This is a genomic window from Tsuneonella dongtanensis (genome assembly GCF_001698205.1).
Taxonomy (GTDB): Bacteria; Pseudomonadota; Alphaproteobacteria; order Sphingomonadales; family Sphingomonadaceae; genus Tsuneonella; species Tsuneonella dongtanensis.
This window is the reverse complement of record NZ_CP016591.1, coordinates 1,852,062-1,864,816: the sequence shown is the minus strand read 5'-3', so window position 1 is coordinate 1,864,816 and position 12,755 is coordinate 1,852,062. Positions and strand designations below refer to the sequence as shown.

Annotated in this window: 14 protein-coding genes; 12 read left to right on the top strand and 2 right to left on the bottom strand. The window is 65.7% G+C overall.

The features are described from left to right. Nucleotides 1–36: 36 nt before the first annotated feature. Nucleotides 37–2,976, bottom strand: coding sequence for a M16 family metallopeptidase (locus tag A6F68_RS09140; protein ID WP_067678924.1), 2,940 nt, complete (start codon nucleotides 2,974–2,976; stop codon nucleotides 37–39). Nucleotides 2,977–3,085: 109 nt separating this feature from the next. Between A6F68_RS09140 and A6F68_RS09135 the strand changes: the two genes are divergently transcribed. The 8 genes from A6F68_RS09135 (at nucleotide 3,086) to miaB (ending at nucleotide 8,605) form a co-directional block, all read left to right on the top strand. Then, nucleotides 3,086–3,661, top strand: a complete 576-nt coding sequence (locus tag A6F68_RS09135) for a NifU family protein (RefSeq protein WP_067678921.1) — start codon at nucleotides 3,086–3,088, stop codon at nucleotides 3,659–3,661. 8 nt (nucleotides 3,662–3,669) lie between these two features. Next, nucleotides 3,670–4,278 carry a malonic semialdehyde reductase gene (locus A6F68_RS09130; RefSeq protein ID WP_067678918.1) on the top strand — a complete coding sequence of 203 codons (609 nt, stop codon included), beginning with the start codon at nucleotides 3,670–3,672 and terminating at the stop codon, nucleotides 4,276–4,278. A 42-nt stretch (nucleotides 4,279–4,320) separates the two neighbouring features. Beyond that, entirely contained in the window at nucleotides 4,321–4,935 is a 615-nt protein-coding gene (gene tsaB / locus A6F68_RS09125; RefSeq protein WP_067678915.1) for a tRNA (adenosine(37)-N6)-threonylcarbamoyltransferase complex dimerization subunit type 1 TsaB, read from the top strand. Continuing rightward, nucleotides 4,932–5,387: a GNAT family N-acetyltransferase gene (locus A6F68_RS09120; RefSeq protein ID WP_067678912.1), complete on the top strand. Its 456-nt coding sequence runs from the start codon at nucleotides 4,932–4,934 to the stop codon at nucleotides 5,385–5,387. The genes tsaB and A6F68_RS09120 overlap by 4 nt, the downstream gene beginning before the upstream one ends. A 141-nt stretch (nucleotides 5,388–5,528) precedes the next feature. Next, on the top strand, nucleotides 5,529–5,969 hold the full coding sequence (locus tag A6F68_RS09115; RefSeq protein WP_067678909.1) for a Ros/MucR family transcriptional regulator: 441 nt from the start codon (nucleotides 5,529–5,531) through the stop codon (nucleotides 5,967–5,969). 62 nt (nucleotides 5,970–6,031) lie between these two features. Continuing rightward, nucleotides 6,032–6,454, top strand: a complete 423-nt coding sequence (locus A6F68_RS09110) for a Fur family transcriptional regulator (RefSeq protein WP_067678906.1) — start codon at nucleotides 6,032–6,034, stop codon at nucleotides 6,452–6,454. Then, the gene (locus A6F68_RS09105; protein WP_067678903.1) at nucleotides 6,454–7,206 is read left to right on the top strand and encodes a lysophospholipid acyltransferase family protein; all 753 of its coding nucleotides are present in this window, start codon (nucleotides 6,454–6,456) and stop codon (nucleotides 7,204–7,206) included. Before A6F68_RS09110 ends, A6F68_RS09105 begins: the two co-directional genes overlap by 1 nt. A 49-nt stretch (nucleotides 7,207–7,255) precedes the next feature. Further along, entirely contained in the window at nucleotides 7,256–8,605 is a 1,350-nt protein-coding gene (gene miaB, locus A6F68_RS09100) for a tRNA (N6-isopentenyl adenosine(37)-C2)-methylthiotransferase MiaB (protein ID WP_067678900.1), read from the top strand. On the opposite strand, the gene A6F68_RS09095 is transcribed toward miaB, so the two are convergent. After that, a complete protein-coding gene (locus A6F68_RS09095) occupies nucleotides 8,594–9,172 on the bottom strand; it encodes a hypothetical protein (RefSeq protein ID WP_067678897.1) in 579 nt (192 codons plus the stop codon). The genes miaB and A6F68_RS09095 overlap by 12 nt on opposite strands. Nucleotides 9,173–9,338: 166 nt before the next feature. On the opposite strand from A6F68_RS09095, the gene A6F68_RS09090 reads away from it, so the two are divergent. The 4 genes from A6F68_RS09090 (at nucleotide 9,339) to A6F68_RS09075 (ending at nucleotide 12,731) form a co-directional block, all read left to right on the top strand. Continuing rightward, entirely contained in the window at nucleotides 9,339–10,361 is a 1,023-nt protein-coding gene (locus tag A6F68_RS09090; RefSeq protein WP_067678894.1) for a PhoH family protein, read from the top strand. After that, the gene (gene ybeY, locus A6F68_RS09085) at nucleotides 10,358–10,840 is read left to right on the top strand and encodes an rRNA maturation RNase YbeY (RefSeq protein WP_067678890.1); all 483 of its coding nucleotides are present in this window, start codon (nucleotides 10,358–10,360) and stop codon (nucleotides 10,838–10,840) included. The genes A6F68_RS09090 and ybeY overlap by 4 nt, the downstream gene beginning before the upstream one ends. A 26-nt stretch (nucleotides 10,841–10,866) precedes the next feature. Further along, nucleotides 10,867–11,778, top strand: a complete 912-nt coding sequence (locus A6F68_RS09080) for a hemolysin family protein (RefSeq protein WP_067678887.1) — start codon at nucleotides 10,867–10,869, stop codon at nucleotides 11,776–11,778. Between the two features lie 71 nt (nucleotides 11,779–11,849). Continuing rightward, nucleotides 11,850–12,731, top strand: coding sequence for a LysR substrate-binding domain-containing protein (locus A6F68_RS09075; protein WP_067678883.1), 882 nt, complete (start codon nucleotides 11,850–11,852; stop codon nucleotides 12,729–12,731). The last annotated feature ends 24 nt before the right edge of the window (nucleotides 12,732–12,755 follow it).

The following is a 12,755-nucleotide window of genomic DNA, read 5'->3' as shown; positions in this document are numbered from 1 at the left end:
TGGCCGCGATGAAGGCGCGGTGTCCCGAGCGGTGCGTCAGCGACCTCCCGCCGGCGGCGAGGAGGCCGGGGCCGTCGCGAGCTGCTGGCCTTGCGGGATGACTGCCAACCGGAACGGCTGGCGGCTTGCGAGGTACTTGGTCGCAAGCGCCTGCATCGCTTCGGGCGTGGTTTGCGTGTAGTCGACCAGCAGTGTCCGCAGGAGCGCGACCCGGCGCGAATCTTCCGACGCGCCTTCGAGCTGCCAGAGCCAGAAGGTATTTCCGGTCGAGGCGCGGCTCACCGACTGCTTGAGCGGCTCGGTCACCCGGGCCAGCTCGTCGGCAGTCACAGGGGTCGTGACGAGGTCACGGACGATCTGCTCGGTCGCCGCGAAGTAGGCCGGAACATCCTGCGGCCGGATAAGGGCCAGCGCCTTGATCGATCCCCCCGTCTCGACGTCGACCGGCCAGTCGTTGACGACTTGTGGCGAGTAGCTCGCGCCCGTCCGTTCGCGCATCTCGTCGAGCAGGCGATTGTTGAACAGGTCGCTGAGGATCTGGAGCTGGCGGGATTCGCGCAGGCCCACGACACCGCCACCGGTCGGCCACGCGACCATGGCAGCAGCCTGGCTATCGTCGCCGCGATGGAACAGCACGCGCGGATCAGAGGCACTGGCAAGGTTCGTCGCACGGGCCAGAGCGTCCGCCGGGATCGGCTGGCGCGCGGGCAGAGCACCGAAGGTCCGCCGCAGCGCCTCGAGCGTCGCGTCCTTGTCGAACTCGCCGAACACCAGCACCTCGACCGGCCCCTGCGCCAGCAGCGGCTCCCACACCTTGCGGAAACCTTCAGGCGTCGCAGCGTCGAGCTCCGGCGGAGCGGGCGTTTCGAAGCGCGAATCGCGGCCGTACAATTCGTACTCGAGGTCGCGTTCGAGCATACCGTTGGGGCTCGTCGCGTAGCTTTCGTACGCAAGCTTGGCCGCGGCCCGCGCCCGGATCACGGGATTGGCATCCCAGCGGGGCATGCCGAGCTTTGCAGCGAACAGGTAAAGCTGGTCGGCCAGGTCGGCCGAGCGGGTCTGTGCCGCGAAGGTGAACACGCCCTCCTCGATTTCGAAGTCGAAGCCCATCCTGCGACCAGTGGAAATGCGGTCGAGCTCCTCCTGCCCCAGTTCGCCCACACCGGAGCCGACGAGCGCCGCCTCGCCGAGCGAGGCGTACACGGCATCCTCGGGCGCAAAGGCGCGGCGGCCCGAACCGAAACGCACCTTGACCGTCACCCGGCCCGGCTCGGCATTGTTGCTCCACAGCAAGGCACTCACGCCGTTGGCGAACTTGACGCGGTCGATACCGAGAATGCCCAGCGGGGACTGCTCGGCGATCGTCCCCGGAGGTCCAACAGGCGGAAGCTGGTCGAACGAGACGCTCTTCGCCGCCAGTCGCGCGCTGCCGTCTGCCGCGATAGGGGTTAGCAAGGCCGTGCGCAGTGCGGAGGCATTTGCCTCGGACGCGTCGGGGGTGACGTAGACCGACCGGGTCACCGGTCCGCTGAACAGGGCGCGCGTGTGCTTGAGCACATTCTCCGGAGTGAATTTGTCCTTCATGCCCTGGAACACGAGCAGCACCGTCTCGGGCGCAGCGACCGTTTCGCGGATGTCGACTGCCTGGACGATGTCGTCGGCAAGCTTCGATCCGGCCAGCACCGCCCGCTGCTCGACCGAGCTGGCAAACGCCACCTCGAACTCGGCCATTTCCCGGTCGATCTCTTCCTGCGTCGGCGGAGTGGCGATCGCGTCTGCGATGACACCGCGGACGTCGGCGAGCGCCGTTTGCCAATCTTCGGTCAGGGGCGCGAAACTCACGAAAGTCGCGTCGGCGGTGCGGCTGACATCATCCTGGTTCACTTGCGCATAGAGGTACGATCCGCCCGCGCGCGCCCGCGATTCGAGGCGCCGGTTGATGATCGCCTGCGACAGCGAGTCGAGCAGCAGTCCTTCGTTGTAGACGATGGTGTCGTTGACCTGCCGCCAGGGGCGCATGACCGCGTATGTCATCGTGCGCGGCAGGTCCGGCTCGACCAGGACCGCGGTTTCGCCGACCGGATTCGCGGGATCGGAACCGGCGGGAGCAACCGGGTCGCCGAAATCGGGCGGCTCGACATGGGGGCCGCGGCCCTTCCAGTCGCCGAAATAGCGCTCGACGAGCAAGGCAAGCGCGCGCGGATCGGCATCGCCGGCGACCACGATCACGGTGTTCTCGGGCCGGTACCAGCGGTCGTGGAATGCCCGCACCGTCTGCGGAGTGGCAGCCGTCAGGGTAGCTTCCGTGCCGATCGGCAACCTGTTCGCGAGGCGCTGCCCGGCAAAGATGGTCTTGCGGCTTTCCTCGGCAACGCGCTGCGCCGCGGCGGCCTGCTCGCGCTTCTCGGCGAGCACGATCGGCAGGTCCTCGGACAGCCCCTTCGCTGAAAGAGTAGGCTCGCGGATCATGCCCGACAGAAGCTTGAAAACCTCTTCGAGCTTGCCAGAATTCGCCTCGGGCACATCGAGCTTGTAGACGGTCTGTGTCGGGGTCGTCTCGGCGTTGGTATCGCTGCCGAAGGTCGCGCCGAGCCGCTGGAACGTCGGAATGGCGGCCCCGTTCGCCAGGTACTTGCTCTCGCGGAAAGTCATGTGCTCCAGCAGGTGCGCGAAGCCCTGTTCGTGATCCTGTTCGTGGATCGAACCCGCATCGATCCGCACGCGGATGGACACCTGTTCGGGCGGCACCCCGTTCTTGCGCACGGCATAGCGCAGCCCGTTGGGCATCTCGCCGAACATCCACTCCTTGTCGCGCGGGACGTCGCTTCCCCGATAGATCCACGGCGTTTGCGCGCCCGTCTGGAGATGCTGGGGCGCCAGTGCCCCGGTTTTCTCCTGCGCCGGTACCGGCGAGGAGATCAGGAAAAGCGGGAGGATCGGCGCAAGGTGCCGCAAGGCACGCGGAAAAAGGCTCATGAAGACGCTATAGTGGGTCCCCAAGTGAAGGGATAGTGAATGTGGGCGAAGAAACGCTCTGGGCGCGCCGTCCTTGCCGCGCACCGCGCCCATCCCTACATCTTCGGATATGTTCATCGAGACGGAAACCACGCCGAACCCGGCGACGCTCAAGTTCCTCCCCGGCCGACAGGTCATGCCCGCCGGCACCCGCGAATTCGCTTCGCCCGAAGCCGCCGAGGCCAGCCCGCTCGCCGAAGCGTTGTTCGATACCGGTGAAGTCACGGGCGTGTTCTACGGTTCAGACTTCGTATCCGTCACCGCCGGTCCCGGGGCCGACTGGTCCCAGCTGAAGCCGCAGGTGGTCGCGGTCCTGCTCGACCATTTCGTCAGCGGCGCGCCCCTTTTCGCGGGAGGAGCAGCCGGTTTCTCGGTCCCGCCCGAAGACCAGCCGGTCGTCGATGATGACCCGGCAGACGCCGACATCGTCGCCCAGATCCACGAGCTTCTCGAAACCCGCATCCGTCCCGCTGTCGCCAACGACGGCGGCGACATCGTCTACCGGGGATATCGCGACGGCGTGGTGCATCTGCAGATGCAGGGCGCCTGCTCGGGCTGTCCTTCCTCGACCGCCACACTCAAGCACGGCATCGAGGGACTGCTCAAGCACTACATCCCCGAAGTCACCGAAGTTCGCGCCGCGTAAGGATTCCCATGACCAAGCAGTTCCACGACCGCCCCTTGGGCGACGAAGCGCTCGACCAGATTTTCCGCGAAGCGCGCAGCTACAACGGATGGCTCGACAAGCCGGTAAGCGAGGCACAGATCGAGGCCATCTACGAGCTGGCCAAGATGGGACCGACTTCGGCCAACATGCAGCCGGCGCGCCTGGTCTGGTGCAAGTCGCAGGAGGCGAAGGACAAGCTCGCCGAGTTCGCTTCCGAGAACAACAAGAAGAAGATCCGCACTGCGCCCGTCTGCGTGATCATCGGTTACGACATCGACTTTCACGAGGAGTTGCCCTGGCTGTTCCCGCACACCGATGCGAAAAGCTGGTTCGAAGGCAACGAAGCGCTGCGCAAGGAAGGTGCCGCGCGGAATTCGGCGTTGCAGGGCGCATACCTGATGCTGGCGGCCCGCTCGCTCGGCCTCGACTGCGGCCCGATGTCCGGAGTCGATCTCGACAAGGTCACCGCGGAATTCTTCGCCGACGAGCCCAGGGTGAAGGCCGACTGGATCTGCTCCATCGGTTACGGGGATGCCACCTCCATTTTCGGTCGCAGTCCGCGCCCCGAATTCGCGAAGTTCAACCGCATCGCCTGATGCGCTCTTGCGCGTGAGCCCCCGATAGTCTTGGGTCGCGGGATGCGAACCCTGGCGATCGAATGCGCGACCGAAGCCTGTTCGATCGCGCTCAGCGACGGTGACCATCTCGTCGCCGCGGACCATCGCGTCCTCGGCCGCGGCCACGCCGAACACCTCGTGCCGATGATCGCATCGCTGCCCGGTCGCGGCCGGGCAGAGCGGATCATGGTGTCGCTCGGCCCCGGCAGCTTCACGGGCGTCCGCATCGGCATGGCGGTGGCCAACGCGCTGGCGATCGCCTGGGGGGCGGAGGTCACGGGATACCCCACGCTGGACCTCGTCGCCGCGATGGCACTCGCCGGGGAGCCGGCCGATCGCCTGACGGTCTGCATGGCCGGCGGTCACGGCGAATGGTTCGTGCAGGACTTCGGTCCGGCAGGCGAGCCCCTCACCCCGCTCGCCTCGCTCACGCCCGATGCGGCCAGAAATCGTGGCGCTGCACATGCGATCGCAGGAACCCGCGCCGCGGAACTTGCGGAGTTGTTGGGGACAGGTTTCTCCGCTCGCCCCATGCTTCCCGATGCACGCCATGCAAGCCTGCTCCGCGCGGCATCATTCACGGACACGATAGCGCCGATCTACGGCCGCGGCCCAGACGCCCGCCTCCCCGCATGATGGACGATCTGGACCGGATCATGGCGGTGATGGAGGCGGCTTTCGATCCGCTGTGGGGCGAAGCGTGGACGCGCCGCCAGGTCGGCGACTCGCTGACATTCCCGCACACGCATTATCGCTTGCTTACCCGCGATGCCGTCGAGCCGCGAAGCGACGAGCAGGCGGCGGGCTTCACCCTCGTCAGGGCGGCGCCGGGCGAAGAGGAACTGCTGCTCGTCGCGGTCGTGCCCGAAGCGCGCGGTCGCGGCCTGGGACACGCTCTGATCACGCAGGCGGTCGCCGATGCACGGACGCGCCGGGCGGAGCGCCTGTTCCTCGAGGCAAGGCACAACAACCCGGCTATCGCACTTTATCGCAGGATGGGTTTCGAAGCGATCGGGCAGCGCAAGGATTATTACCAGACATCCGACGGGCAGAAACTCGACGCGATCACTTTCGCACTGCGGATTTGAATCCTCGATCTTTAAAACCGCGCAGATTCAGAACGAACGATTCGGGCTCGACTTGTTCGGGCGTAAGAAAAATGCTTAAGCTGATCCACGCGGGGGAGTTGGGTCGGCGAACCTGCGGACTTTCGATCGCACGAGGTTCAAATGGATAATATGGAAACCGACTTGTCGGAGACGTTGATTACACTCACGTCCGACATCGTCGCTGCACATGTCAGCAACAATAATGTCTCCGTGGAGGATGTCCCTTCGCTCATCACTGCCGTTTATGGTGCACTTGCAGGTCTCGGGGGTTCCGCTCCCGTTGCGGAAGAGAAGCCGGAGCCGGCTGTCTCGATCCGCTCTTCGGTCAAGAAGGACCACCTGGTCTGCCTTGAAGACGGCAAGAAGATGAAGATGCTCAAGCGGCACCTCATGACCGAACACGGCATGACGCCCGACGAGTATCGCGCACGCTGGGGCCTGGGTGCGGACTATCCGATGGTCGCTCCCGACTATGCGGAAACGCGCCGCGACCTTGCGAAGAAAATCGGCCTGGGCCGGAACCCGACGCAAAAGCGCGGACGCCGCAAGAAATCCGCCTGACACTTGGCAGTCGCGCCGCGGAGCCCTAGGTTCCGCGGCGCGACACCAATTCGGAGCCGGGCTTGCACCAGACCATCGATCTTGAAGCACTGTGTGCAGAGCGCGGACTGCGCATTACCGAACAGCGCCGGGTCATCGCGCAGGTTCTCTCGGCCAGCGAAGACCATCCCGATGTCGAGATGCTGCACAAGCGCGCGTCGGCCATCGATCCGAAGATCTCGATCGCCACGGTGTACCGCACCGTCCGGCTGTTCGAAGAAGCCGGCATTCTCGACCGCCATGATTTCGGGGACGGGCGGGCTCGCTACGAGGCCGCCCCCGAAGCGCATCACGATCACCTGATCGACGTCGAGACCGGCAAGGTCGTCGAGTTCGTCGATCCGGAGCTCGAGGCGTTGCAGCGCCAGATTGCCGAGAAGCTCGGCTACAGGCTCGTCGACCACCGGATGGAACTCTACGGGGTCCGTCTCGACCGCGAGAGCTGATGGCGCACGCGCTGCCCGCTCCGCGGATTCGCCCGCTGGGCTGGGCGCTCATCGTCTTTCGACTCCTTCTGATGATCCTGATGCTGGTGCTGTGCGCGCCGCTTCACCTCCTGTGGAAACTCGTGGGAGCTGGCCGCTGGTGGCCGCGCGTGTTCCTGGCCGCGATCGGAATGATCGCCGGGCTCCACATCAGGATTGAGGGTCAACCCCGCCGCGGCGCGCTCCTGCTGGCCAACCACGTCAGCTGGCTCGACATCCCAGCACTCGCCCATGCGACAGGCAGCGCATTCGTCGCGCATGACGGGCTCACCGCCTTCCCTGTTCTCAAGTGGCTCTGCGAGATGAACGAGACGGTGTTCATCGCGCGGCACAGCCGGACGAGCATCGCCGATCAGGTCGAACAGGTCCGCCTCGCGATGGATTCGCGCGGTTCGCTCACTCTGTTCCCGGAGGGGACGACGAGCGACGGCACCGGGCTGCTGCCGTTCAAGTCCTCGCTTCTGTCCGCCCTCGTTCCGCTACCTGCGGGGGTCGCAGTCCAGCCGGTTCTCCTCGCCTACGAGGACGCGGCGCGGATCGCCTGGGTCGGGGAGGAACACGGGCTCGACAACTTCAAGCGCATCCTCGCCCGGTTGCGACCGATCAGGTTGACGATGGTGTTCCTCGAACCGCTGTCGGGCGAGGCGCTTACCGATCGCAAGACCATCTCGGCAACCGCACGCAGCGAGATCGCTTCCGCGATGGCGCGCTAGGACCCGGACCCTAGCCCTTCCCGGCGTTTTCGGCTAACGGGCCGGCCCCATGCGCCCTACCCCGCCCCCCAGGACCTACCGGGTCAAGAGCTTCGGCTGTCAGATGAACGTCTACGACGGCGAGCGCATGGCCGAACTGCTCGCGGCACAGGGCATCGCGCCTGCGGCGGACGGCGAGCACGCGGACCTCGTCGTGCTCAACACCTGCCATATTCGCGAGAAGGCGGCCGAGAAGGTCTATTCCGACATCGGGCGCCTGGTGAAGGACGGGGAGAAAGCCGGCAAGGCGCCTCTGATCGCCGTCGCCGGATGCGTGGCCCAGGCCGAAGGAGAAGAGATCATGGCCCGCGCGCCCGGGGTCAGCATGGTCGTCGGCCCGCAAGCCTACCACCGGCTGCCGCAGATGCTCGACGCCGCCGTGCAAGGCCACCGCGCGACCGATACCGACATGCCCGCGATCGCCAAGTTCGATGCCCTCCCCGCGCGCCGCAGGATCGGGCCGAGCGCGTTCCTGACAGTGCAGGAAGGTTGCGACAAGTTCTGCACCTATTGCGTCGTCCCTTACACGCGCGGGGCCGAAATATCGCGTCCTTACAGTGATCTGGTTCGTGAAGCCGAGAAACTGGTCGATGCCGGGGCCCGCGAGATCACGCTGCTGGGCCAGAACGTCAACGCCTGGACAGGCACGGACGAAAAGGGGCGCGCCATCGGGCTCGACGGACTGATCCGGTCCCTCGCCGAACTGCCCGGCCTGGTTCGTATCCGGTACACGACGAGCCACCCGTCGGACGTCACCGATGGACTGATCGCGGCGCACGGCGAGGTGGAGAAGCTGATGCCGTTTCTCCATCTGCCGGTGCAGAGCGGCAGCGACCGCGTGCTGCGGGCAATGAATCGCAGCCACACCGCCGACCAGTATCTTCGCCTCCTGGAACGCTTCCGCGCCGCGCGATCCGACATCGCGCTGTCGGGCGATTTCATCGTCGGTTTCCCCGGCGAGAGCGATGCCGAATTCGAAGAAACGCTGCGTCTCGTCGATGCCGTGGGATACTCGCAGTGCTTCAGTTTCAAGTACTCGCCCCGCCCCGGCACGCCCGCCGCGACGATGGATGGCCAGATTGCCCCGGAGGTCATGGACGAGCGCCTGCAGCGCCTTCAGGCGGCCCTCAACCGCGACCAGCTGGCGTTCAATGCGGCTTCGGTCGGCAAACGGTGCCCGGTCCTCGTCGAGCGCAAGGGAAAGAAGCCCGGCCAGTGGCTCGGCAAGTCGCCCTGGCTCCAGTCGGTCTGGTTCGAGGGAGACTACGCCATCGGCGACATGGTGGACGTCGAACTCGTCGAGGCGGGCCCCAACTCGCTTGCGGCGCGCCCGTTGACGCTGGAAGCGCTACCCGCCTGAAGGCTTTTCGCCCTCCAGTTTCACCAACACCGGGTCTTCGGTGATCACTTCGGTGCCTGCCTCGGCCACGATCTCGGCCGGGGGAACGGTCGGGTTAGACGGATAGCTTTTTCCGTCATGTTTGAGCAGCGCGATGCCCGCCGGCCCGCCGCCGCCCGCAATCGATACGGTGAGGTCATTCCAGCCGTTGGTCTTGCTGTCGAGGACGGTCACCGGGGTGCGGGACACGCTGATCTCGGCGACCTTGCTCCACATGGGACCAGCGGGGGTCAGGACAAGAGTGTTGCAGCCGCCTGTGCCGCAGAAATAGCTCGAGACGAGATGGACTATGGCCTCCTCGGCACCGTCCCCGTTCAAGTCCCTCCATGCCAGGGCATACTGCATCGGTGTCGCGTCGGGATACTCCTGCAACAGGAATTGGCGGATGTCCTCCTCCTCGCGATCGGCGGGCGCGGGCGACGTCGCGGCAGTCGTGGCGGGTGCCGCAGCCTCCTCGGAATCCGACGGTGCTTTTTCCGTGCACGCGGCAAGAGCCAGCAACGACACGACAAGAAGCGACTTTCTCATGGCGCGACTCCACGCAGATGAACCTACGTCGTCACGATGCGCCCGGCGCATTTCGCTGGCAAGTCGCCCGATTTCCCCGACAACCTTGATCCCCTTCGCTTGCCATGTGCCGAAGCGTGCCTAGATTCCCGACTCGATACAGCAAGGGAGGGCCCATCAGGCTTTCATGGCTCGCAAACCTGCCCGCGCCGACGGCGCCATTCCGTTTTCTCCCTCCGCGCCTCCACGGCGCGCAAGGACCGAGATAACCTTCGAGGACCAGCGCCTTCTGGGGCCCCTCTTCGGGCAGTTCGATGCCAATCTCGTGCAGGTCGAAAATCGCCTTGGCGTGTTTATTTCGGCCCGCGGGGACCGCGTCCAGATCGAAGGCAGCGACGATGCCGTCGCCCGCGCCCGCGACACGCTGAAAGCGATGTACGACCGGCTTGCCACCGGGCAGGAGCTCGATGCCGGTGCGATCGAGGGACTGATCGCCATGTCGGTCGAGCCAACGCTCGAAGGAATCGTGCGCGGGGGCGAGAACGCTCCGCCCATCATGATCCGCACCCGCCGTAAGACGATCGTCCCGCGCAGCGCGGGCCAGATCCCCTACATGCAGCAGCTGGCGAAGGACGAGATCATCTTCGCGCTCGGCCCTGCTGGCACCGGGAAGACCTACCTTGCCGTGGCGCAGGCGGTCAGCCAGCTCATCAGCGGCAGCGTCCAGCGGCTGATTTTGTCGCGGCCCGCGGTCGAAGCGGGTGAGAAGCTTGGTTTCCTTCCGGGCGATATGAAGGAAAAGGTCGATCCCTATCTCCGCCCGCTTTACGATGCGCTCTACGACTGCCTGCCGCCCGAACAGGTCGAACGGCACCTCGCTAGCGGTGTGATCGAGGTCGCCCCGATCGCCTTCATGCGCGGGCGCACGCTGAGCGACGCCTTCATCATCCTCGACGAAGCGCAGAACACGACGCGGGAGCAGATGAAGATGTTTCTCACCCGGTTCGGCCAGAACAGCCGGATGGTGGTCTGCGGCGATCCCAGGCAGGTCGACATACCGGGCGGCGACCGGATGAGCGGCCTCGCCGACGCGGTCGACAAGCTCGAGGGCGTCGAGGGAATTGCAGTCAGCCGCTTCACCGCGGCCGACGTGGTGCGTCACCCGATCGTTGGGCGCATCGTCGAGGCGTACGAGGGCCCTTCAAGCTGACGCTCGATATCGAGATCGACGGCTGGCCAGCCCCGCCTGACTGGACGGAGGTGGCCTCACGCGCCAGCGAGGCGGCAAGCAAGGTGGCGCCCGAACTCGCCAGTGATCGCCTGTCGGCGAGCCTGCTGTTCACCAGCGACGAGGAAGTTCACGCCCTCAATCGCGAGTGGCGCGAGAAGGACAAGCCGACGAACGTGCTGTCCTTCCCCATGATCGACCGGGAGACCCTGCTGTCGCGAGCCCCCGACGGGCCGCACGAGCTGCTGGGCGATATCGCCCTCGCCTGGGAAACCTGTCGCCACGAGGCGGACGACAAGGGCATCGCGGTGGAGCACCATGCCGCGCACCTCATCGTTCATGGCCTGCTCCATCTCGCCGGTCACGACCACATCGATCCGGACGACGCCGACGCGATGGAAGCGCTTGAGATCAAGGCCCTTGCATCTATGGGCATCGACAACCCATATGGGAACGTCTGAACCACAGGGGCTTATTAGACAGGGCCATGCCCGATACCGATTCCCAACCGGGAGAAGCGGACAGTAACCGCGGGCTCTGGCTCGCGATCCGCAAGTTCTTCGAAACCGACGACGGCGAACGCTCCTTGCGCGAACAGCTCGAGGAAGCGATCGACGAACATGATGCGGCGGAAGCCGAAGACGGCGTCGCGTCGCCGGCCAACGGCGACCTGTCCCAGGTCGAGCGGCAGATGCTGCGCAACCTGCTTCATTTCTCCGAGCACGATGCCGACGACGTCGCCATTCCCAGGGGCCAGATCATCGCGCTGAGCGCGGCGGCAACCTGGGACGAGGTCGTGGCGGCATTCGCGGAGCACGGGCATTCCCGCCTGCCGGTCTACCGCGACACCCTCGATAGCGTGATCGGGATGATGCACATCAAGGACGTGTTCCCGATCATCGCGACGGGCGCAGCCCCGCCCGAGGACTGGACGAGCCTGATGCGCCAGCCGCTGTTCGTGCCGCAGGCGCGCAACGCGCTCGACGTGCTCGCCGACATGCGACAGCAGCGCATTCACCTCGCCGTTGTGCTCGACGAATATTCGGGCACCGACGGGATCATCACCATCGAGGACCTGGTCGAGGAGATCGTCGGAGAGATCGAGGACGAGCACGACGACGAGGAACCCGACTGGATCGTCCCCCTGCCCGACGGAATCTGGGATTGCGACGCGCGGGCCGAGCTCGACGATGTCGCCGAAACGATCGATCCGCGCCTCGGCGAGGTTGAAGAGGCAGTCGACACACTCGGCGGGCTGGCATTCGTCTTGGCGGAAGCCGTACCGGAGGTCGGCACGATCCTGACCCATCCCAGCGGCTGGCGGATCGAAGTCACGGAGGCCGACGAGACCCACGTCAAGCGGATGCGCCTTCATCCTCCTTCGGAGGACGAGGGCTAGCCCTCACGCTATTTCGCACTTGCGGAAAAATTCGGCTCGACAAGGGTCGCGGCAGTAATCATCTTTGCTTTATGTCAAGGCGCCTTCCTCCCCTTCGCGCGCTCGAGGCTTTCCTGCGCGTCGTCCGCCTCGGCTCCGCGCGCGCGGCGGCGACCGAGTTGGGTCTCAGCCCGTCGGCTCTCTCGCGCCGTATCGGGACGCTCGAGGATTTCGTCGGCAGGAAGCTGTTCACCCGCGCCCACCAGGCGATGCAGCTGACCGACGACGGGCGCGCGTTTCACGATGCGGTTGCGCCGCACATCGAGGCGCTCGCGGCGGCGGTCGAATCGCAGTCGGACACCGTCGGCGTCATGCGCCTGCACCTAGGCGTGCTGCCCCTGTTCGGCGGGCAGAGGCTGTTTCCCCGCTTGCCCGAACTGCGCAAGCTCCACCCGCGCCTGCACATCGACATCGATACCGGTCCGCACCTGCTCGATCGGGTCGGCGACACGCTGGACGCTGCGATCATCCTGACCCACGAACCGGATCCTTCGCTCCATTCCGTCCGCCTCGATCACAACCGCGTCTATGCGATCGCCTCGACGGAACTGGCGGCCGAAGTTGGCGGAGTGCCCGACAGGACGAAGCTGTCGAAGCAGACCTTCCTCGTCCACAACGAACTGCCCGACAGCTTCGTCGCCTGGCGCGAGGCAGTGGGACTGCAAGGGTTCGAACCGGCCGCGGTCGACCATTACGATTCGGGCCAGCTCATCCTCGAAGCCGCAGCCCAGGGCCTCGGCATCGCGATCATGCATGACGATCACTTCACGCGCGCACGCGACGGACGGCTGGCGCGGCTGTTCGACATCGATGTCGAAAGTCCGTACTCATACTGGTTCGTATGCCGACCGCGCGACCTCGACCAGCGGCCGGTGCGGCTGTTTCACGACTGGCTGGTGAAGGCCGAACTCTGACGGAACGCCAGCTCGGTCTCGAGT

What these genes read in the sequence shown, in the direction of transcription:
- A6F68_RS09135 (WP_067678921.1), top strand. Translation starts at nt 3,086, where the DNA reads ATGTTCATCGAGACGGAAACCACGCCGAACCCGGCGACGCTCAAGTTC.
- A6F68_RS09095 (WP_067678897.1), bottom strand. Translation starts at nt 9,172, where the DNA reads ATGAGAAAGTCGCTTCTTGTCGTGTCGTTGCTGGCTCTTGCCGCGTGC.
- A6F68_RS09130 (WP_067678918.1), top strand. Translation starts at nt 3,670, where the DNA reads ATGACCAAGCAGTTCCACGACCGCCCCTTGGGCGACGAAGCGCTCGAC.
- A6F68_RS09115 (WP_067678909.1), top strand. Translation starts at nt 5,529, where the DNA reads ATGGATAATATGGAAACCGACTTGTCGGAGACGTTGATTACACTCACG.
- A6F68_RS09140 (WP_067678924.1), bottom strand. Translation starts at nt 2,976, where the DNA reads ATGAGCCTTTTTCCGCGTGCCTTGCGGCACCTTGCGCCGATCCTCCCG.
- A6F68_RS09105 (WP_067678903.1), top strand. Translation starts at nt 6,454, where the DNA reads ATGGCGCACGCGCTGCCCGCTCCGCGGATTCGCCCGCTGGGCTGGGCG.
- A6F68_RS09090 (WP_067678894.1), top strand. Translation starts at nt 9,339, where the DNA reads ATGGCTCGCAAACCTGCCCGCGCCGACGGCGCCATTCCGTTTTCTCCC.
- tsaB (WP_067678915.1), top strand. Translation starts at nt 4,321, where the DNA reads ATGCGAACCCTGGCGATCGAATGCGCGACCGAAGCCTGTTCGATCGCG.
- A6F68_RS09120 (WP_067678912.1), top strand. Translation starts at nt 4,932, where the DNA reads ATGATGGACGATCTGGACCGGATCATGGCGGTGATGGAGGCGGCTTTC.
- A6F68_RS09080 (WP_067678887.1), top strand. Translation starts at nt 10,867, where the DNA reads ATGCCCGATACCGATTCCCAACCGGGAGAAGCGGACAGTAACCGCGGG.
- A6F68_RS09075 (WP_067678883.1), top strand. Translation starts at nt 11,850, where the DNA reads ATGTCAAGGCGCCTTCCTCCCCTTCGCGCGCTCGAGGCTTTCCTGCGC.
- miaB (WP_067678900.1), top strand. Translation starts at nt 7,256, where the DNA reads ATGCGCCCTACCCCGCCCCCCAGGACCTACCGGGTCAAGAGCTTCGGC.